The organism is Caulobacter sp. UC70_42 (assembly GCF_044056025.1).
In the GTDB taxonomy this organism is placed as follows: Bacteria; Pseudomonadota; Alphaproteobacteria; order Caulobacterales; family Caulobacteraceae; genus Caulobacter.
In genome coordinates this window covers 4,759,458-4,779,104 of sequence record NZ_CP171994.1, presented here as the reverse complement: position 1 = coordinate 4,779,104, position 19,647 = coordinate 4,759,458, and the positions used below count along the sequence as shown (strand labels likewise).

The window sequence follows — 19,647 nt, the reverse complement described above, 5'->3', positions numbered from 1 at the left end:
GGCGAGGGGAGCTCCGTCACGACCTGGGGGGCTGAATTCCTAGGCCGCGAACAGGATGTCGGCGAGCTCGCTGGCCTTGCCGACGGTCAGGCCGGTGACGCCGGCCAGCTTGATCAGGCCGTCGCCCGCATCGACCCCGGCCATGCCGTTCTGGTGGAAGACATAGGTGTCGCCATTCCACTCGAAGACGGTGTTGCTATTGGCGGCCGTGAGGCCGGCATAGGCGGTCAGGGCGTCGTCGAAGGTGGCGGTGGCGACGAAGTAGAGCTGCTTCTTCTCGCCCGCGCCGACCGAGCCCGCGAACGTCAGGGAATCGAAGCCCTTCTGGAAATCCTCGATCACGGCGATGTCCGTGGCCTTGCCGTTCGCCAGGTGCAGCCCGGCGAATGAGCCGAGGTCGACATTGTCGTAGCCGTCACCGGTAGTGACCCGACCGTCGAATTTCTCGAGGAAGATGGTGTCGTTGCCGGTTCCGGCGTCGATCAGGCCGCACATCACGCCGTTGTCGACGAAGATCGTGTCGTTGCCCCCGCCTGTCCGGATGTGACGGCCGGCGTCGAGGCCGCCCGGCCCATCGGTGATGATCGGCTTGATCACATCATTGCCGTCGCTGGCCAGGAGGTGGGTGTTGTCGTCCGGTTCGCGGTTGTAGGCGTCGACGTTCCAGTCGTGGGCGAAACGCGCGTTTTCGCCGGGTCGTCCCGGATCGTCGGGGCCGCCGGCCGCGTGGTCGCCGCCCTCGCCATAGACCGAGAAGAAGACCGACAGGGCGTTCACCTTGCCGTCCAACGCGACGTCGGCAAGGAAAGCGCGGACGGCGTCCGCATAGGGGCCTTGGTTGCTGTTCATGGCCTCGGCCATCAGCGCGCCGACCATGGCCGCGCGTGTCCCGACGCCGTTGCCGCCGTCGCCGCCCAACTCGGCGAAATATTCGCCCCGCGTGTAGGTCCCCCCGCGACCGTTCGGCACCTCTGCGTCGAGATAGGTCAGGATCTCATCATAGGTGCGCTCGACGCCGAAAAGCTTCAGATAGGCTTTCTGGAACGTCGAAAACATCGTTCCGTTCTCGCCGTAGGTCTTGATGAAGGTCTCGCGACCTTCGCCGACCTTGGCTAGGTTGACCGCGAAGTTGATGTAGCGGTTCACAAGATTGAACTGGGCGTAGTAGGCACTGTTCAGGTTGTTCGGATTTCCCGCCGACCGGCGAGATCAGGTAGTCCAGCCCCGGCGCGCCCAGGCTCATGTCGGTAAGGAAGCCATAGACCATCACCGCCACCTGGGTGGTCGCCTTGGCGCTGTCCTGGATCCAGCGCACGGCGGACTCGTAGCTCCACAGGTCGCCGACCATGCCGCCTCGCGCGGCGTCGATGCCTTGCGCCATCAGAGTCAGTTGGGTCGAGGCCGAGGCGGGGAGGTCTGCCTGCGTCGGCAGGCGGTGGATGTTGCGGTAGATCGTGATCAGGTTGTCCAGAGTGGCCATGGCCCGTGTCGCCTTGAATATCGTAATCCCTCGTGCAGTAAAAAATATACATGAACGACGTTCGGACAACCGGGTTCTTCATGAAATAAGCTTAACCTTGGCCGCGAGGGAGCGCCTGTCATCCGGACGTCGAAAAAGCGGGTTTCAACGCGGAGGCGCCCGCTCTAAGGTCGTGTCAAACATCTGTTCGGGAGGGCGCCTTGGCGTTTCGGAAGTTCATCGCGGCCGCGCTGGTCGCGACGCTGCTCGGCGGCGGCTCCACCGCGACGCTGGCTGCTCCGGTCGCGTCCAGCGCGCCCGCCATCGTCCCCGCCACGCCGGAAAGCGTCGGCTTTTCGGCCGAAGGCCTGAAAAAGCTGGACGCCCACATGCAGAGCTTGGTCGACACCGGCCACCTGCCGGGCGTCACAACCATGCTGGTCCGTCACGGCAAGGTCGTGAACTACGAGGTTCACGGCAAGAAGGGCTTCGATGGCCCGCCGATGACCAAGGACACGGTCTTCCGCATCTATTCGCAGTCCAAGCCCGTGACGGGCGTGGCCATGATGATCCTCTTCGAAGAGGGCAAGTGGAAACTGGACGACCCGGTCAGCAAGTACATCCCCGAGTTCGCCTCGCTGCGCGTCTTCAAGGGCGTCAATCCCGACGGTTCGTTCGACACCGTCCCGGCCGACCGCCCGCCGACCATGCGCGAACTCATGAGCCACTCGGGCGGCTTCGCCTATGGCTTGGTTCCCGACAACCCCATCGACAAGGCCTATGTCTCGACCGGCGTCCTGAGCGCCAAGTCGCGCGAGGAGTTCGTCCAGAAGGTCGCCGCCCTGCCGCTGGTGGCCCAGCCGGGCGCGCGCTGGAAGTACAGCGTCTCGGTCGATATCCAGGGCCTGATCATCGAGAAGCTGACCGGCATGTCGCTGGGCGACTTCATGCAGCAGCGGATCTTCGGACCCCTGAAGATGGTCGATACCGCTTTCTGGCTTCCGCCGGAGAAGATGGATCGTCTGGCTTCGCTCTATCTTTGGGGACCCAAGGAACAGAAGCTGGTTCCGGCGACCGGATTCATGGTGCTGGACATCACCAAGCCGCCGGTCGCGGCCTCGGGCGGCGGCGGCCTGGTCTCGACCAACGCCGACTACGCCCGCTTCGCCCAGATGCTGCTGAATGGCGGGGAACTCGAAGGCAAGCGCATCATCAAGCCGGAGACCGTGAAGCTGATGCGCACCAACATGCTCAGCGACACGATCATGAATTCCAATGATCCGCCGTTCAATACGGCCGCGGGCAAGGGCTTCGGACTCGATTTCGCGGTGGTGCTGGATAGCGCCAAGGCGGGGCCGTACGGGCAGGGGACCTATAGCTGGGGCGGCGCCGCCGGCACCTGGTTCTGGATCGACCCGACCAACGACCTCTTCTTTCTGGGCATGATCCACATCCTCAACAAGGGCGGCGATCCGGCCATCAAGGACATCGACGACGACAGCGCCAAGCTGGTCTACGACGCCCTGATCGATCCCAAGAAATAGCGCCCGACACGGGCCAACAAGAACAACAGGGAGAACGCCATGAAGGCCGCCGTCTACTACGAGACCGGAGCGCCGGACGTCTTTCGCTACGAGGACGTGCCCGACCCCGTCTGCCATCCGCAGGGCGTGGTGATCCGCGTCGAGGCCGTCAGCATCGAGGGCGGCGACACCCTCAATCGCGGCGGCGGCCAGATGGCGGGCAGCCCGCACATCGTCGGCTACCAGGCCGCAGGCGAGATCATCGAGGTCGGCGCAGAGGTCTCTCACCTGAAGGTCGGCCAGAAGGTGGTCACCGTGAACGCCTTCGGTTCGCACGCCGAGCTGCGCGCCGTTCCGGCCCGCAACGCCTGGCCGATCCCGGACGGCTTCGACATCCAGAAGGCCTCGGCCATTCCGGTGCCGTTCGGCACGGCGCACGAGTGCCTGTTCGGCGCGGGCCTTCTGAAGGCGGGCGAAACCGTCCTGGTCCAGGCCGGGGCGGGCGCCGTGGGCCTGGCCGCCATCCAGCTGGCCAAACAGGCCGGCGCGACGGTGCTGGCCTCGGCCTCCAGCGACGAGCGACTGGAGCGCCTGAAGGCCTTCGGCATGGATCACGGCGTCAACTACCGCCGTGACGACCTCGTCGAGCAGGTGATGAAGCTGACCGGCGGCAACGGCGTCGACCTGGTGGTCGACCCCGTCGGCGGCGCGACCCTGCAGGGCAGCCTTGGCGCCCTGGGCTATCGCGGCCGGATCTCGCTGGTCGGCAATGCCGGGCGCGAGCCGATGAAGGTGGACGTGTCGTCGCTGATGGGCGGAAATCGCTCGCTGACCGGCGTCTTCCTCGGCGCGGAGATCATGACCGACCGTGTCCACGACATGATCCAGGAAATGATCGATCGGGCCGCCAAGGGCGAGCTCGAGGTCGTGATCGACAGGACCTTCCCGTTGTCCGAGGCCGCCGCCGCCCACGCCTATATTGAAAGCCGCCAGGCTGTCGGCCGCGTGCTGTTGATCCCCTGATGACCAGAATGACCAACCGTGTCCTGGCCCACACGGGCGCGAAGTATCCGATCATCCAGGCCCCGATGGGCTGGATCGCTCGCTATCCCCTGGCGTCGGCGGTCTCCAGGGCCGGCGGGCTTGGCGTCATCGAGACCTCTTCCGGCGAGACCGAAAACTGCAAGGCCGAGATCACCAAGATGGCCGCCAGCGGCCTGCCGTTCGGGGTGAACCTGCCGATCCTGTTCCTGCGCGACGACGCCATGCTGCGCTTTGTCTGCGAGAGCGGGGTCAAGTTCGTCACCACCTCGGCCGGCAGCCCGGCCAAGTTCGTCGGCCCGCTGAAGGACGCCGGCATCGTCGTCTATCACGCCGTCCCCACCGTTGACGCGGCGGTCAAGTGCGTCGAGGCGGGCGTCGACGGCCTGGTGGTCGAGGGCGCCGAGGGCGGCGGCTTCAAGAACCCGGAGGAGGTGTCCACCCTCGTCCTGCTGCAAGCGATCCGCGCGCGGGTCGACGTGCCCATTGTCGCCGCCGGCGGCATCTGCGATGGGCGCGGCATGGCGGCGGCCTTCGCCCTGGGCGCCGAGGCGGTCCAGATGGGCACTCGCTTCGTCAGTTCGGCCGAGAGCCCGGTCCACGCCAACTACAAGGCGGCGATCACCGGGGCCAAGGAGACCGGCACCTGGGTCCTGAACAAGAAGGCCAGCCCCTGCATCCGGGCCATCAAGTCGGAGCTGACCAAGGAAATCCATGAGGCCGGCGTCATGCCGCCCGACGTGCTGAAGAACATCCTCGACGTCTATTTCGGCGGCGACATGGAGGCCGCGCCCGCCTTGGCCGGCCAGACCGTGGGTCTGATCGACGAGGTCAAGACCGCCCAGCAGATCATCGACGAGACCGTCGCCCAATTCCACGACATCACTGGCCGGCTGGGGGCTTTGGCCGCCAGCCGCGCCTTCTAGGAGCTAAAAATGCAAGACCTGTTTTCCCTCGAAGGCCGCGTGGCCCTGGTCACCGGCGGTTCGCGCGGCATCGGCGCGATGATCGTCAAGGGCTTCCTGACCTACGGCGCCAAGCGCGTCTACATCACCGCCCGCAAGGCCGCCGCCTGCGACGCCGCCGCCGAAGAGCTGAGCCAGTACGGCGAGTGCGTCTCGTTGCCGGGCGATATCTCGACCATGGAAGGCATTCAGGGCCTGGCCGATCGGATCAAGGAGCGCGAGGACAAGCTCGACATCCTGGTCAACAACGCCGGCGCGGCCTGGGGCGCGGCCTTCGACGAATTCCCGGAAAGCGGCTGGGACAAGACCGTCGACCTCAACATGAAGACGCCGTTCTTCCTGACCCAGGCCTTGATCGGCCAACTCCGGGCGGCGGCTCAGGATCGGGTGGCCAAGGTCATCAATATCGCCTCGATCGACGGTCAGTCGGTGACCAAGGACGAGACCTATCCCTACGGCGCGTCCAAGGCTGGCCTGCTGCACATGACCAAGCGCATGGCCCTGCGCCTGGCGGCCGACAACATCGCCGTCAGCTGCATCGCCCCGGGGGCCTTCGCCTCGGACATGAACAAGGTCGCCCGAGACCACGCCGACGCGGTGTCGAAGGCCATCCCGGCCGGCCGTATCGGCTCGGAAGAAGACATGGCCGGCGCGGCCATCTATCTGGCCTCGCGGGCGGGGGACTACGTTATGGGCGGCGCTGTCACGGTGGACGGCGGGGTCAGCTTCGCCCGGTAAGGAGACCGCCAGTCGGAAACACTCCAGGCAGGTCGTCCTTGCCGAGGTGAAACAGCGCGACGGGACCTGGGAGCCGGGCCGGCTCCCAGGTCCCGGGAGAGCCTCCGCGAGGCTTCCGGGATAGGGCGTTGGCGGGAGGTCAGGCCGCCCGGCTGACTGACAGGGTCTGGTCGTCTCCAACACGGAAACGGCCGACCAGTCGCGTCAGTTCATTGGCCTCGCCGCGCAGGTTGCTGGCCGCGGCGGTGGCTTCCTCGACCATGGCGGCGTTTTGCTGGGTGACCTGGTCCATCTGATTGACCGCAGTGTTGACCTGGTTGAGACCGGTGGCCTGTTCGCGCGACGAGCGGGCGATTTCGGTGATCTGGTCGGTGATCTCGCTCACCTTGCCCACGATGCCGCTGAGAGCCTCGCCAGTCTGGCCGACCAGCTTCACGCCGCGCTCGACCTGGGCGGTGCTGCTGGCGATCAGTGTCTTGATCTCCTTGGCGGCGTCGGCCGAGCGTTGAGCCAGGGCCCGCACCTCTTGGGCCACGACCGCGAAGCCCCGACCAGCCTCGCCGGCCCGAGCCGCTTCGACCCCGGCGTTCAGGGCCAGAAGGTTGGTCTGGAAGGCGATCTCGTCGATGACGCCGATGATCTGGGTGATCTGGCCCGAGCTCTGTTCGATCTCGCCCATGGCCGCCACCGCGTCGCGCACCACTTCGCCCGACCGCTCGGCGTCGATTTTCGCCGAGGTGGCCGCGTTCGAGGCCTGGATGGCGCCCTCCGCGCTGCGATTGACCGTCGAGGTGATTTGGTCGAGGGCTGCGGCGGTCTCCTCCAGGCTGGCGGCCTGTTGTTCCGTGCGATGCGACAGGTCGTCAGAGGCGCTGGCGATTTCGGCCGAGCCCCCGCGGATGGAGTCGGCGGTCGAGGCGATATTGACGAGCGCGTCGCGCAGCCGGCTCACGGAGTGATTGAAGTTGTCCTTGACCGGCTGGGCCTTGGCCGAGAAGGGCGCATCGATCCTGTGGGTCAGGTCTCCCTCGGCCAGGGCCTTCAGGCCGTCCGCCAGGGCGTCCAGCGCGATCTGGTTCTCGGCGGCTTCGTCGCGCGCCTTTTGCTCGATCAGCGTCTGCTCGTGAATATCGGTCAGCGAGCCGCATGCGCGGATCAGACCACTTTCCGTGTGAATGCACCCACCGGTGGCGCGGTACCAGCGATAGACGCCCTGCCGGGTCATCAGGCGATAGGTGACATTGTATCGCGCGGCGCCGGTCTTGTCGGTCAGGTGGGCGGCGAAGGCGGCGAACGTGGGTTCTACATCGTCGGGGTGCAGCTTGTCCGACCAGGAGCGGCAGACATTCGGAAAGTCGGCCTCGCTGGTGTAGCCGATCAGCCGGCGAAATTCCGGCGACCAGGTCCAGACGCTGTTGGGGTGCAGGGCGTCGGCGTCATGCAGCACGGCTTCCCAGAGGCCGATGCCACAGGCCTGATCCAGCAGTTCGGATCGTTCCTTCAGGTCCGCCAGTTGCTTTTTGAGACGATCGATCTCGCCCGTCTTGCGTTCCGAAAAAAACATAATCCACATCCCCCTAACTGTCGCCGCGTTCGTCGAAGCGTGTGACTAGATTTGGGGATGAAACGGTTTCTTGGGTGTTAACCAAGGTGTAGATTCAATTCCTCTGACCGCGCCTTTTAAGGGTGTTCGCCCTATTCGCGCGGTTCTCCTTCCGCGCGCCCTAAGGTTACTGATCTTTTGGGAGAATGCGCGTCTCGAGGTGTTCTAGAGACAGGCCATCATGGCATGTCGTCCAGCAAAGCTGGCTCGGCGTCGCTGAGGTCCAGGTCGCAGGTGTCGTGCGAGTTGGGTCGCGAGCTAGGCGGACGAGCCCCGCGCTCGCGGGCCGACATCAGCGACCAACCGCCAGGCTTGAGGATCTCCAGCGGCGAGAAGCGCGCCTTGTAGGCCATCTTCTCGCTGCCTGGGACCCAGTAGCCCAGATAGACATAGGGGAGGCCGCCCTGCTGAGCTTGGACAATATGGTCCAGGATGACGAAAGAGCCCAGGCTCCGGCGGTCGAGATCGGGATTGTAGAAGCTGTAGACCAGCGACAGGCCGTCGGCGAGCACGTCGACCAGCACGCAGGCGATCAGGTCGCCCGGGCCGCGGTCCTGGGACTTGCGACGATATTCGATCAGGTGGGTGCGGACCGCGGTGTCCTCGACCATGGCCACGTAGTCGGGCCAGGTCATCTCGGCCATGCCGCCATCGGCGTGGCGAGCCAGCAGATAGCGGCGCAGCAGTTCGAACTGCTCCAGCGTCGCCTCGGCCTCGACCAGGTGGCGCTCGAGGTCGTCGTTGCGGTTCAGGACCTTTCGCTCCGAACGCGACAGCACGTAGTCGGCGGCGGGCGCGCGCGCCGACTGGCAGGCGCGGCAGGTCTCGCAAGCGGGACGGTAGGCGATGTTCTGCGAGCGACGGAAGCCGACCTGAGTCAGGCTGTCATTGACCGTCGGGCCGTCGGACAGGGGCAGGTGGGCGAAAACCTTGCGCTCCTCGCGGCCGGGCAGGTACGGGCAAGGCGTGGGCGCCGTCAGAAAAAACCGAAGCTGTCGCGTCGGAAAATGCTGCGTCACGTTAGGCCCTGTCCCCTTCAGCGTGTCTGCCGCCCATAACGGGATTAGGGAGCATAGCGTTCAGTTGCGCAAGCTTCACGAAGCGCTCGCGCGTCGAACGGTCACAGGTTATCCGGTAGCACCGGCTTTTCACGCAGCAGGATGATCGAGATCCGTCGGTTGCCCGCCAAGGTCGGGTCATCGGCGTACAGCGGTTCCGAATTGGCCTTGCCCGACACTTGGTAGATCCGGTCGTCGTCGACTCCGGCGCCGCGCAGCACCTGGCGCGAGGCGTCGGCGCGGGCCGCCGAGAGCGCCCAATCGCCGTCCTGCTTCTTGCCATAGGCGTTGGCGCTGGTGTGGCCCGAAATGGTCACGCGGTTGGGCAGCTGGTTGATCACCTTGGCCACCGCGCGCAGCAGGATCTTGGCGCGATCGTTCGGCTCGCGGGAGTTCTCCTTGAACATCGACCGGCCTTCCTGGTCGACCAGCTGGATACGCAGGCCTTCCGGGGTCTGGTCGATCATGATCTGTTTCGACAGCTCAGCCAGTTCCGGCATGTCCTGCAACGATTGGCGCAAGGATTGGGCGGCCGAGGCGAAGGCGTCCTGTTCCTTCTTGGCCAGGGCGTCGCGCAGGGCCTGTTCGCTGGCGGAGGCGAGTGAGGCCTGTTCCGAGCTCTGGCCATCCTTGCTGACATTATCTGGAGCTTCGGGAGCCATTTGCTGGATGACCGACATCTTGCCATCGGCCTTGGCGCCGTCGTCGCCCAGCGACGTGCCGCCCAGGATGCCGCCCGACCCGCTGGTCGTGGACGAGATCGAGGCCGGCGCGAAATAGTCGGCGATGCCCTGCTTCTGCTCCGGGCTGGTCGTGTTCAGCAGCCACATCAGCAGGAAGAAGGCCATCATGGCCGTCACGAAGTCGGCATAAGCGACCTTCCAGGCGCCGCCATGGTGACCATGACCGCCGCCCTTCTTGACCTTCTTGATGATGATCGGCTGTTCGCTGTTGACCGCCATCGTGCTTAAGCCTGCTTAACCATGCCCCGCAACCTGCCCAAAGGACGTTAAGATGGGGTTGCCGAAGGTGTCGCCGGGCGCGTAATCCCGGGCTCTCTAAAGGGAGCAGCGGCATGAAGACGGCGTTTATCGGCCTGGGCGTGATGGGCTTTCCGATGGCGGGTCACCTGAAGGCCGCCGGCCATGAGGTCGCCGTCTATAATCGCACCGCTGAAAAGGCCCGAAAATGGGCCGAAAGGCACGGCGGCGTGGCCTTCGACACCATTTCCGAGGCCGTGGCCGGCGCCGAAATCGTGCTGCTGTGCGTCGGCAATGACGACGACGTCCGCGACGTCGTGGCGCAGGCCCTGCCGGCCTTGGCGAAGGGCGCGACGGTCGTCGACCACACCACCACCTCGGCCAAGGTCGCCCGCGAGATGGCCGAACTGCTCGCGACGCACGGCTGCGCCTTCGTCGACGCTCCTGTGTCGGGCGGCCAGGCGGGAGCTGAGAACGGCCAGCTGACCATCATGGTCGGCGCGGACCAGGCGTCCTACGATCACGTGCTGCCGGTGATCGAGGTCTACGCCAAGGCCGTGCGTCGGATGGGCGAGGTCGGTTCGGGTCAGTTGACCAAGATGTGCAACCAGATCGCCATCGCCGGCGTCGTCCAGGGCGTGGCCGAGGCGCTGCACTTCGCCAAGCGGTCGGGCCTGCCGACCGAGGACGTGCTGGCCGCGATCTCCAAGGGCGCGGCCCAGTCTTGGCAGATGGAGAACCGCTGGCCGACCATGGCGCAGGGCAAGTTCGATTTCGGTTTCGCGGTCGACTGGATGCGCAAGGACCTCGGCATCGCCCTGGACGAGGCCCGCTCGAACGGCGCCCAGCTGCCGGCTACGGCCCTGATCGACCAGTTCTACGCCGAGGTGCAGGCCATGGGCGGCAATCGCTGGGACACCTCCAGCCTGGTCGCGCGGCTAGAGAAGTAGGGCCGCGAGTTTCGCCGCGCTCCAGTCCGGATCGCGGGGAGCGACGACGATCGGCGTCTTGCGCTCGAAGATCCGCAGCATCTCGACGGTCTGATCGAGGTCGGGGGCGTCGAGGCTCTCGCTGACGACGATCGCGGCGGTTGTCAGACCCCGCGCCCGCAGAACCTCTAGCGCTGTCAGCAGGTGGCTGGCCGTGCCGAGATAGCTGCCGGCGACCAGCAGAACGGGCAGGGTCAGCGCCGTCATCAGGTCGAGATTGGTGGCGTCGTCGGTCATCGGCGACATCACGCCGCCGGCGCCTTCGATCAGGGCGAGATCGACATTGCGGCCCTCAAGCCAGGTCCGGCAGTCGGCGACCAGGTCAACCATGGCCAGGGTCTGGCCCTCCAGCCGAGCGGCGAGGTTCGGGGCCAGGGGCGCGCGATAGCGGCGGGGCGAGATCTCGGCCCAGCCCTCGGGGCGGCCCATGGCGGTGGCGAGACGGGCGGGATCGCTGGTTTCCGGCGCGTCGGGATCGAAGCCGCTGACCACAGGCTTGAAGGCGTCGACGCTCAGGCCGCGCGCCTGGGCGGCGCGGAGCAGGGCGCTGGCGATGTGAGTCTTGCCCAGATCGGTGCCGGTTCCGGCGACGAAGAAACGCTTCATCGCAGCGCCGCAACGGCGTCGGCCAGGCGCATGACGTCCGCGTCGGCGTGCTCGGCGCTGAAGGCCACGCGCAGGCGAGCCGTGCCCTCGGGCACCGTCGGCGGACGTATGGCGACGACCAGGAACCCTTGCGCCTCCAGCGCGGCCGAGGCGGCGAGGGCCGTGCCGGCCTCACCCATGATCACAGGCACGATGGGGCTCTGGGCGTCGGGCAGGCCCAGGCGCTGAGTGAATAGGCGCGCCTTGGCCAATGGCCGCTCGGTCAGTTCGGGCTCGGCTTCGATGAGGTCCAGCGCCGCCAGGGCCGCGGCGGCCGAGGCTGGCGGCAGGCCGGTGGCGTAGACCAGGGTGCGGGCGCGGGTCTTCAGCAGGTCGATCACCGCCTGGGAGCCGCAGACATAGCCGCCGTACGAGCCCAGGGCCTTTGACAGGGTGCCCATCTGCAAGGGGATGTCGGCGTCAGGGAACAGGGCGGCTGAGCCTTGGCCTTGCGCCAGCACCCCGACCCCGTGGGCGTCGTCGCTCAGCAGCCAGGCGTCGTGCTCGGCGCAGAGCGCGGACAGCCGGTCAAGCGGCGCGATGTCGCCGTCCATCGAGAAGACGCCGTCGGTGGCCACCAGGGCATGGCGGGCCATCGGGCGTTCTGCTTTCAGCAGGCGCGCCAGGTCCTCGAACGTCGTTGTGGGCGAACTTGACGATCCTGGCGCCCGAGAGCTGCGCGCCGCTCCAGATGCAGGCGTGGGCCAGGGCGTCGACGAAGACCGCGTCGCCGGGACCGACAAGGGTCGGGATCGTGCCGGCATTGGCCAGATAGCCCGAGCCGAACACGCAGGCCGCCTCGGTTCCCTTCAGTCGGGCCAGGCGCTTTTCCAGATCACTCAGCAGCGGATGATCGCCGGTCACCAGGCGTGAGGCCGCCGCGCCCGCGCCGTAGTTCAGCGCCGCTTCGGCCGCCGCCGCGCGAACGACATGATGGTGCGACAGGCCCAGATAGTCGTTGCACGAGAACGAGATCAGCCGCTTGCCGTCGCGCTCGACCACGGCGCCGTCATGGCGGCGGGTGGGCTTGAGGCGGCGGCGCAGGCTCTTGGCGTCCAGGGCCGCCAGCTTCTCGCCGGCGAAGGCGTCAAGGCTCTGCATGTCGTTTCCCTTTGCCGTGGCTGGTGGGCGGGAATAGGCAGAGCGCCCCGAGTTCCGCAAACGGAAACCGTCATGTCCGATCCAGCCTGGCTGACCGCTGGCGCGCCGCACGTTTGGCGTCCGTACTGCCAGATGAAGACGGCGCGCCCGCCGCTGCCGGTCGTGGCGACGCGGGGCTCGCGGTTGATCCTGGCCGATGGGCGAGAGCTGGTCGACGGCCTGGCTTCCTGGTGGACGGCCTGTCACGGCTACAACCATCCGCATATCGCCGACGCCTTGCGGGCGCAGGTCGAGGCCATGCCGCATGTGATGTTCGGAGGTCTGGCGCATGAGCCGGCCTATCGCCTGGCGGCGCGGCTGGCGAAGATGCTGCCAGGCGACCTGGACCACGTGTTTTTCGCCGAGAGCGGCTCGGTCTCGGTCGAGATCGCCATGAAGATGGCCCTGCAGTTCCAGATCAATCGCGGGATCGAAGGACGCACGAAGTTCCTGGCCTTCCGGGGCGGCTATCATGGCGACACCCTGGCGACGATGACGGTCTGCGACCCGGAGGAGGGGATGCACAGCCTGTTCGCCGGCGTCATGCCCGAACAGGTGATCGCCGACCTGCCGCGCGATGCGGCGAGCGAGGCGGCGCTCGACGCGTTGCTGACCGGGCGCGGCCACGAGATCGCGGCGATCCTGATCGAGCCGCTGGTCCAGGGCGCGGGCGGCATGCTGCTGCATTCGCCGGAGGTGCTGCGAACCTTGCGCCGTCTCGCGGACAAGCATGGCGCACTGCTGATTTTCGACGAGATCTTCACGGGCTTCGGTCGCACCGGAACCCTGTTCGCCATGCAGGCAGCGGGGATCGAGCCCGATATCGTCACCCTGTCCAAGGCCCTGACCGGCGGAACCCTGCCGTTGTCGGCGGCCGTGGCCTCGCGCAAGGTGTTCGAGGCCTTCTGGTCCGATGATCCGGGCGCGGCCCTGATGCACGGTCCGACCTACATGGCCAATCCGCTGGCCTGCGCGGCGGCCAACGCCGCGCTGGACCTGTTCGAGGATGGGTCCTGGGCGGCCAATGTGGCGCGGGTTTCCGCAGCCCTGGCCGACGGGCTGGAGCCTTGCCGGGCGGGACGGGGCGTCGTCGATATCCGAACCCTCGGGGCGATCGGCGTCGTCGAGTTCGATGCGCCCGTGGCGGTGGGCGCGCTTTGCGCGCGCTTCGCCGAGCTGGGCGTCTGGATCCGGCCGATGGGCAAGGTCGTCTATCTCACGCCGGCCTTCAACACGCCGGACGAGGATCTCGAGCGGTTGACCGCGGCCATCCGCCAGGTGGTCGGCGTTTATTGACCCGGAGGGCCTGGTCTGGTCCAAGCCCCTCATGTCCTCCAAGTCGTCTCCACTGACCGGTCTGGAATACCTCGCGATATTGGGGATCATCCTGACCTGGGGGATCAATAACGCCGCCGCCAAGGTGGCGACGCACTATCTGCCGCCGATGCTGATGGGCGGGCTGAGGTTCGCCTCGGCTCTGGCCTTCCTGTTCCCGTTCATCAGGCCGCCGTTTCCCGAGCCGAGGAAGCTGCTGACCATCGTACTGCTGACCGGGCCGATCCATTTTCGGCGTGATCTATATCGCCTTCAGCATGGCCGATGCTCTGAGCCCGCTCGTGGTTGCCAGTCAGCTTTGGATCCCGTTCACCGCCATCTTCGCCTGGCGGATGCTCGGCGAGACGATGCGAGCGCCGGCGGTTGTCGGATTGGTGGTCGCCTTCGTCGGCGTGGCGTGGATCAGCCTGGACCCGCACGGAGCGCGCGACCTGCCGGCGATCCTGCTGATTGTCTTCGCCAGCGCCTGTTGGGCCGTGGCCACGGTGCTGGTGCGCAAGACGCCCGGCATCAAGCCGCTGAAGCTGCAGGGCATGACGGCGCTGGTCGCCGCGCCGGTGCTGCTGACCATGTCGGCCGTGTTCGAGACAAACCAGGTCGAGAAGATGCAGGCCGCCCCGCCGATCGCCTGGCTGTGCGTGCTGTTCGCCGGCGTGGTCTCGACCATCGGGGCCAGCGCCCTGCTGTTCTGGCTGGTCCAGCGCCGCGAGGCCGGGCGGGTGACGCCTTACTTCCTGCTTACACCGCTGGTCTCCTGCACGATCGGCGTGCTGCTCCTGGGCGACAGGCTGACGGCTCAGTTGCTGATCGGCGGCGGCGCGACCATGGTCGGCGTGGCGCTGGTGGCCCTGACCGAAAAGCGCGCCAAGGCCGCCGAGGCGGTGGCCGAGACCGCTAACCCTTAGGCGGCGGACATTCGACGGTGGGTTCGCGCCGGAGGAGGGCGGGCGTCGCCGCCAGTTCGCTTTGACCGCCGTCGTCGGCGTAGACGCCCGTCAGCAGCTTGCCGCTGACCCCTAGGGGCTGGCCAGCTTTGGTCTGAATCAGGAAGAGGCCGTCGAGGTCGTCCAGATGCTCGACGCCAACGAAGCCCGCGCCGACCGTGGCGTAGCCTTTGATCCTGTCACCCGCGCCCTCGACGATCCAGCCGGGCGGCTTGTTGCAGAGCGAGACGATCTCGGCGCCGGTCAGTTGAAGCTCGAAGGACTGGAGGTTCTGGTCGCCGCTCGTTGGCTTCCAGGCGAGCGAGACGAGTTCCGTCGACTGAGGACTGACAGCCGGCCTTTCTGGCGGCTTGGCGTCCTTAGGCGTCTTGGCGTCGTGGCAGGCGGCCGTCGCGGCCAGCAGAACGGCGAGAAGCGACAGCCGCCAGGTACGCATGGGATCCCCGCCACGAACAGAACCGTGGCGGGAACCTAGAGCCTTACTTGAACACGCCGCAAGCGGCGCGCGCGCCGGCGCCGCCGATCGGCTGGCTCTTGTGGTCGTCGGGGCTGGCGTGGACGACGATCGACGAGCCGTCGGCGTCCAGCAGGGCGGGACGGCCGCCCGCGCCCTTCAGCGACACCAGGGTCGAATAGGCCTCGGCCGTGGCCGAACCGTCAGCGCCGGCGAAGACGTTGGGCAGGTCGCCACTGTCGTTGGCCTCGGGGTTCAGCAGGCCGTGGATGGTGGTGGCGGCGGTGTGGACGTGGGCGCCCGGCCGACTTGAAGTCCGGCGCGCCGCAGTCACCCTTTTCGTGGAAGTGCACCGCGTGCCAGCCCGGCGTCAGGCCCTTCAGTTCCAGCTTCAGCAGCACCCCATGAGGGGCCTCGGTCAGCGTGACCACGCCGGCGTCCTTGCCGTCGCCAGTCTTCACCACGGCGGTCGCGGAGGTCTGGGCCCAAGCGGCGCCGGCGCCGGGACGAAGCGGCGATCAGAGCGGCGAGGGCGAGCGTGGTCGCGGTGGGGAGGCGGATCATGCGTTTTTCCTTCGGATTCAAGCAAACGGACGGGATGCAGCGGCCGGAAAGGTGGCGCCTTCCCCATCCGAATGCTAACTGTTTTCGACGGTTCCGTGTCCGATTCTGACGGCGAAAAATCCCCTTGAGCGACGATCAAAACACTCTCCCCCCTGATGCTCCGGGCGGGGACGTAGCGCCCATCAACATCGAGGACGAACTGCGTCGTTCGTATCTCGACTACGCGATGAGCGTGATCGTCAGCCGCGCCTTGCCAGACGCGCGCGATGGTCTGAAGCCAGTGCACCGGCGGGTGCTGTTCTCGATGCACGAGCAGGGCCAGACACCTGAGCGTCCGTACGTCAAATCGGCCCGCGTGGTCGGTGACGTGATGGGTAAGTATCACCCGCACGGCGACGCCTCGATCTACTTCACCCTGGTCCGCATGACCCAGTCGTTCTCGATGGGCCTGGTGCTGATCGACGGTCAGGGCAACTTCGGCTCGGTCGACGGCGATATGCCGGCCGCCATGCGTTACACGGAATGCCGCATGGCCCCGCCGGCCATGTCGCTGCTGGCCGATCTGGACAAGGACACGGTCGACTTCGCCGACAACTACGACGGCAAGGAGCAGGAACCGACCGTCCTGCCGTCGCGGATCCCGAACCTGCTGGTCAATGGCGCGGGCGGCATCGCCGTCGGCATGGCGACCAACATCCCGCCGCACAACCTCGGCGAAATCATCGACGCCTGCCTGCTGCTGATCGACGAGCCGGACGTCACCACCGACCAACTGCTGGACCTGGTGCCCGGTCCCGACTTCCCGACTGGCGGCGAGATCATCGGCCGCGCGGGTCCGCGCCAGGCGCTGCTGACGGGCCGCGGCTCGGTCATCATGCGCGGCGTGGCCGCCGTCGATGAGATCCGCGCCGGTCGCGAAGCCATCGTCATCACCGAGATCCCGTATCAGGTGAACAAGGCCAACCTGGTCGAGCACATCGCCGAACTGGTCCGCGAAAAGAAGATCGAGGGCGTCGCCGACATCCGCGACGAGTTCGAACCGCGACGGCATGCGCATCGTGGTCGAGCTGAAGCGCGACGCCTCGGGCGAGGTGATCCTGAACCAGCTGTACCGCTTCACGGCGTTGCAGAGCTCGTTCGGCGTCAACATGCTGGCTCTGAACCGGGGCCGGCCCGAGCAGATGGGCCTGCACAAGCTGCTGCAGCTGTTCGTGACGTTCCGCGAGGAAGTCGTCGTCCGCCGGACCAAGTTCGAACTGGGCAAGGCTCGTGATCGCGGCCACGTGCTGGTCGGCCTGACCATCGCCGTCGCCAACATCGACGAGTTCATCCACATCATCCGCTCGTCCAAGGACCCGACCGAGGCCCGCGAGCGCCTGGTGGCCAAGTCCTGGCCGGCCGGCGACATGCTGCCGCTGGTCGAACTGATCGCGGATCCTCGCACCTGCAGGAAGACGGCGGCCTGATCCGCCTGACCGACGAGCAGGCCCGCGCCATCCTGGCCCTGACCCTGTCGCGCCTGACGGGCCTGGGTCGCGACGAGATCGGCAGCGAAGCGGCCGCCCTGGCCGACGCCATCCGCGGCTATCTCGATCTGCTGTCCGACCGCGCCAACATCATGGCCGTGGTCCGCGAGGAACTGGTCGAGGTTCGCGAGAAGTTCGCCATTCCGCGCCGCTGCCAGATCGTCGACGGCGACGCCGACATGGAAGACGAGGACCTGATCGTCCGCGAGGACATGGTCATCACCGTCACCATGAGCGGCTACGTCAAGCGCACGCCGTTGGCCAACTACCGCACGCAGCATCGGGGCGGCAAAGGCAAGTCGGGCATGGCGACCAAGACCGAGGACGCCGTCACCCGTGTGTTCTCGGCCTCGACCCACGCGCCGCTGCTGTTCTTCACCTCGGGCGGCAAGGTCTACAAGATGAAGGTGTGGCGCCTGCCGCAAGGCGCCGCCAACTCGCGCGGCAAGGCGTTCGTCAATCTGCTGCCGATCGAGCCGGGCGAGACGATCACCTCGATCCTGACCCTGCCGGAGGACGAGGCCACCTGGGGCGGCCTGGACGTGATGTTCGCCACCCGCTCGGGCAGCGTGCGTCGCAACAAGCTCAGCGATTTCGTGGATGTCCGCCGCAACGGCAAGATCGCCATGAAGCTGGACGAAGGCGACGGCATCGTCGGCGTCGCCGTCTGCAACAGCGATCAGGACGTGCTGCTGACCACGGCGGCCGGCCGCTGCATTCGCTTCTCGGTCGACGAGGTGCGGGTGTTCGCCAGCCGCGATTCGACCGGCGTTCGCGGCGTGAGGCTGGCCGAGGGCGACACGGTCATCTCGATGGCCGTCCTGCGTAGCGTCGACGCCACGCCGGCCGAACGCGCCGCCTATCTCAAGCACCAGCGCGCCATGCTGCGCGCCACGGACGGCGACGAGGGCGAAGACGCCTCGGCGCCTGTTGAGGAGGGCGAGGACGAGGTCGGGGAAGCCTCCCTGACGCCGGAACGCATCGCCGAACTGGGCGCGGCCGAAGAGATCCTGCTGCACCGTGTCGTCCGAAGGCTTCGGCAAGCGCACCAGCGCCTACGACTTCCGCCGCACGGGCCGTGGCGGCCAGGGTCTGGCGGCGCAGGATCTCAGCAAGCGTGGCGGCCGTCTGGTGGGTTCGTTCCCGGTCGACGATAGCGACCAGATCCTGCTGGTGACCGACCAGGGCCAGCTCATCCGGGTGCCGGTCTCGCAAATTCGTGTTGCAGCGCGGAATACTCAGGGCGTAACCATCTTCCGCACCGCGCAGGACGAGCATGTCGTCAGCGTCGAACGCCTCGCCGATTCCGGCGGAGACGACAACCAGGGCGAGGACAGCGGGGCGGACGAGACCCCGTAAACCCTCGAACCCTTAGAGGAAGGGGGCTGCATGCGGGTTGGGCTTTATCCGGGGACTTTCGATCCGGTCACCAACGGTCACCTCGACATCATCGGTCGGGCCGTGAAGCTGGTCGACAAGCTGGTGATCGGCGTGGCGGTGAACATCGGCAAGGGGCCGCTGTTCTCGCTGGATGAGCGGGTCGCCATTCTTGAGAAGGAAACGGCCCACCTGACCAAGATCGCCCAGATCGAGGTTCGGCCGTTCGAGAGCCTGCTGATGCACTTCGCTCGCGACGTGCATGCTCAGATGATCGTGCGCGGCCTGCGGGCCGTGGCCGACTTCGAATACGAATTCCAGATGACGGCGATGAACCAGCAGCTGGATCGCGAGATCGAGACGGTCTTCCTGATGGCCGATCCGCGCCACCAGGCGATCGCCTCGCGCCTGGTCAAGGAGATCGCGGCCCTGGGCGGCGATATCACCAAGTTCGTGCCGGCAGGCGTCGCCGAGCAACTGCTGGCCAAGGTTGGCAGGGCCTGATCGAAGATTTTTCGACCGGGCGGCGTCGGAACGCCGCCCGGTCGTTCGTTCTTCGGGACAGCGACAGCCCGGAGGCCGCTTCATGAGCCCGACCATCACCGCCTTCAAGCAATCGCCCGATCGCGGCCGCGGTTTGGCGCGGGACATGGCCGTCCGCTGGGCGCTGGAGGAAGTGGGTCAGCCCCTACGACGTTCGCCTGGTCGCCTTCTCCGAAATGAAGGCCCCCGCGCACTTGGCGTTGCAGCCGTTCGGCCAGATCCCGACCTATGAGCACGGCGACCTGGTTCTGTTCGAGTCCGGCGCCATCGTTTTCCACATCGCCGAGCGCCATGCCGGCTTGCTGCCGGGCGACGCCAACGCTCGGGCGCGAGCGCTGACCTGGATGTTCGCCGCCGTCAGCACCGTTCAGCCGCCGATCGTGGAATTCGGCATGGCCACGATCCTGGAGCGTGACAAGCCCTGGTTCGCGGCGCGTCAACCGATGCTGGAGCAGTCGGTCCGCGCGCGGTTGGATCAACTGGCCGAGCGCCTGGGCGACGCGGACTGGCTGGACGGCGACTTCAGCGCCGGCGACCTGATGATGGTCGTGGTGTTGCGTCGGCTGGGCTCCTCCGGGATCTTGGGGGACTATCCGAGCCTTTCGGCCTATGTTGCGCGCGCCGAGGCTCGCCCGGCTTTCCGACGCGCCTTCAACGATCAACTGGCGGTCTTCAAGGCCGCATCGGAAGCGTAGCCGTCGCCCCGTTCCAGCCGGAATCGTGCGGTTGAAAGGTCGTCGCACTTGTCGGGGCGACCGTGGCG

General features: G+C 66.8%; 14 protein-coding genes and 4 pseudogenes. 10 read left to right on the top strand and 8 right to left on the bottom strand.

Going from position 1 to position 19,647, the window contains the following annotated elements; translation table 11 throughout:
• Window positions 1–39: 39 nt before the first annotated feature.
• Entirely contained in the window at window positions 40–1,146 is a 1,107-nt protein-coding gene (locus ACHMW8_RS24030) for a hypothetical protein (RefSeq protein ID WP_395444002.1), read from the bottom strand.
• A 534-nt stretch (window positions 1,147–1,680) separates the two neighbouring features.
• Between ACHMW8_RS24030 and ACHMW8_RS24025 the strand changes: the two genes are divergently transcribed.
• Genes ACHMW8_RS24025 through ACHMW8_RS24010 form a run of 4 tightly spaced genes read left to right on the top strand, consistent with a single transcriptional unit; the run spans window position 1,681 to window position 5,726 of the window.
• Window positions 1,681–3,003: a serine hydrolase domain-containing protein gene (locus ACHMW8_RS24025; protein ID WP_395444001.1), complete on the top strand. Its 1,323-nt coding sequence runs from the start codon at window positions 1,681–1,683 to the stop codon at window positions 3,001–3,003.
• Window positions 3,004–3,042: 39 nt separating this feature from the next.
• Window positions 3,043–4,005 carry a zinc-binding alcohol dehydrogenase family protein gene (locus ACHMW8_RS24020; RefSeq protein ID WP_395444000.1) on the top strand — a complete coding sequence of 321 codons (963 nt, stop codon included), beginning with the start codon at window positions 3,043–3,045 and terminating at the stop codon, window positions 4,003–4,005.
• A gap of 8 nt (window positions 4,006–4,013) precedes the next feature.
• Entirely contained in the window at window positions 4,014–4,949 is a 936-nt protein-coding gene (locus tag ACHMW8_RS24015; protein ID WP_395443999.1) for an NAD(P)H-dependent flavin oxidoreductase, read from the top strand.
• 9 nt (window positions 4,950–4,958) lie between these two features.
• Entirely contained in the window at window positions 4,959–5,726 is a 768-nt protein-coding gene (locus tag ACHMW8_RS24010) for an SDR family NAD(P)-dependent oxidoreductase (RefSeq protein ID WP_395443998.1), read from the top strand.
• Window positions 5,727–5,865: 139 nt separating this feature from the next.
• On the opposite strand, the gene ACHMW8_RS24005 is transcribed toward ACHMW8_RS24010, so the two are convergent.
• From ACHMW8_RS24005 to ACHMW8_RS23995, 3 genes are all read right to left on the bottom strand, one after another.
• Window positions 5,866–7,290, bottom strand: a complete 1,425-nt coding sequence (locus ACHMW8_RS24005; protein ID WP_395443997.1) for a methyl-accepting chemotaxis protein — start codon at window positions 7,288–7,290, stop codon at window positions 5,866–5,868.
• Between the two features lie 218 nt (window positions 7,291–7,508).
• Window positions 7,509–8,348 (bottom strand): arginyltransferase, encoded by an 840-nt coding sequence (locus ACHMW8_RS24000; protein ID WP_395443996.1) that lies wholly within the window; start codon window positions 8,346–8,348, stop codon window positions 7,509–7,511.
• Between the two features lie 101 nt (window positions 8,349–8,449).
• On the bottom strand, window positions 8,450–9,349 hold the full coding sequence (locus ACHMW8_RS23995; protein WP_125157467.1) for a flagellar motor protein MotB: 900 nt from the start codon (window positions 9,347–9,349) through the stop codon (window positions 8,450–8,452).
• An 11-nt stretch (window positions 9,350–9,360) separates the two neighbouring features.
• Between ACHMW8_RS23995 and ACHMW8_RS23990 the strand changes: the two genes are divergently transcribed.
• On the top strand, window positions 9,361–10,317 hold the full coding sequence (locus ACHMW8_RS23990; RefSeq protein WP_395446044.1) for an NAD(P)-dependent oxidoreductase: 957 nt from the start codon (window positions 9,361–9,363) through the stop codon (window positions 10,315–10,317).
• On the opposite strand, the gene bioD is transcribed toward ACHMW8_RS23990, so the two are convergent.
• Window positions 10,306–10,962 (bottom strand): dethiobiotin synthase, encoded by a 657-nt coding sequence (gene bioD / locus ACHMW8_RS23985; protein WP_395443995.1) that lies wholly within the window; start codon window positions 10,960–10,962, stop codon window positions 10,306–10,308. The two genes, ACHMW8_RS23990 and bioD, sit on opposite strands and share 12 nt — an antisense overlap.
• Window positions 10,959–12,102: pseudogene (gene bioF / locus ACHMW8_RS23980) on the bottom strand (8-amino-7-oxononanoate synthase). Before bioF ends, bioD begins: the two are co-directional and overlap by 4 nt.
• A gap of 72 nt (window positions 12,103–12,174) precedes the next feature.
• On the opposite strand from bioF, the gene ACHMW8_RS23975 reads away from it, so the two are divergent.
• Both ACHMW8_RS23975 and ACHMW8_RS23970 read left to right on the top strand, forming a co-directional pair.
• Window positions 12,175–13,437: an adenosylmethionine--8-amino-7-oxononanoate transaminase gene (locus tag ACHMW8_RS23975; RefSeq protein ID WP_395443994.1), complete on the top strand. Its 1,263-nt coding sequence runs from the start codon at window positions 12,175–12,177 to the stop codon at window positions 13,435–13,437.
• A pseudogene (locus ACHMW8_RS23970) lies at window positions 13,434–14,381 on the top strand (DMT family transporter). The gene ACHMW8_RS23975 and the pseudogene ACHMW8_RS23970 overlap by 4 nt, the downstream one beginning before the upstream one ends.
• Here the strand turns inward: ACHMW8_RS23970 and ACHMW8_RS23965 are convergent.
• Window positions 14,371–14,856, bottom strand: coding sequence for a hypothetical protein (locus tag ACHMW8_RS23965; protein WP_395443993.1), 486 nt, complete (start codon window positions 14,854–14,856; stop codon window positions 14,371–14,373). The pseudogene ACHMW8_RS23970 and the gene ACHMW8_RS23965 sit on opposite strands and share 11 nt — an antisense overlap.
• 43 nt (window positions 14,857–14,899) lie before the next feature.
• Window positions 14,900–15,438: pseudogene (sodC, locus tag ACHMW8_RS23960) on the bottom strand (superoxide dismutase[Cu-Zn]).
• A 124-nt stretch (window positions 15,439–15,562) separates the two neighbouring features.
• Here sodC and gyrA point away from each other — a divergent pair.
• The 3 genes and pseudogenes from gyrA (at window position 15,563) to ACHMW8_RS23945 (ending at window position 19,579) form a co-directional block, all read left to right on the top strand.
• Window positions 15,563–18,323, top strand: a pseudogene (gene gyrA, locus ACHMW8_RS23955) (DNA gyrase subunit A).
• A 30-nt stretch (window positions 18,324–18,353) separates the two neighbouring features.
• Window positions 18,354–18,845: a pantetheine-phosphate adenylyltransferase gene (gene coaD / locus ACHMW8_RS23950; RefSeq protein WP_125157476.1), complete on the top strand. Its 492-nt coding sequence runs from the start codon at window positions 18,354–18,356 to the stop codon at window positions 18,843–18,845.
• A 233-nt stretch (window positions 18,846–19,078) separates the two neighbouring features.
• Window positions 19,079–19,579 (top strand): glutathione S-transferase family protein, encoded by a 501-nt coding sequence (locus tag ACHMW8_RS23945; RefSeq protein WP_395443992.1) that lies wholly within the window; start codon window positions 19,079–19,081, stop codon window positions 19,577–19,579.
• Window positions 19,580–19,647: the final 68 nt, after the last annotated feature.

Coding starts and splice junctions, on each gene's coding strand:
- ACHMW8_RS23995 (WP_125157467.1), bottom strand. CDS start 9,349: ATGGCGGTCAACAGCGAACAGCCGATCATCATCAAGAAGGTCAAGAAG.
- ACHMW8_RS23975 (WP_395443994.1), top strand. CDS start 12,175: ATGTCCGATCCAGCCTGGCTGACCGCTGGCGCGCCGCACGTTTGGCGT.
- ACHMW8_RS24005 (WP_395443997.1), bottom strand. CDS start 7,290: ATGTTTTTTTCGGAACGCAAGACGGGCGAGATCGATCGTCTCAAAAAG.
- bioD (WP_395443995.1), bottom strand. CDS start 10,962: ATGAAGCGTTTCTTCGTCGCCGGAACCGGCACCGATCTGGGCAAGACT.
- ACHMW8_RS23965 (WP_395443993.1), bottom strand. CDS start 14,856: ATGCGTACCTGGCGGCTGTCGCTTCTCGCCGTTCTGCTGGCCGCGACG.
- ACHMW8_RS24015 (WP_395443999.1), top strand. CDS start 4,014: ATGACCAACCGTGTCCTGGCCCACACGGGCGCGAAGTATCCGATCATC.
- ACHMW8_RS24020 (WP_395444000.1), top strand. CDS start 3,043: ATGAAGGCCGCCGTCTACTACGAGACCGGAGCGCCGGACGTCTTTCGC.
- ACHMW8_RS24010 (WP_395443998.1), top strand. CDS start 4,959: ATGCAAGACCTGTTTTCCCTCGAAGGCCGCGTGGCCCTGGTCACCGGC.
- coaD (WP_125157476.1), top strand. CDS start 18,354: ATGCGGGTTGGGCTTTATCCGGGGACTTTCGATCCGGTCACCAACGGT.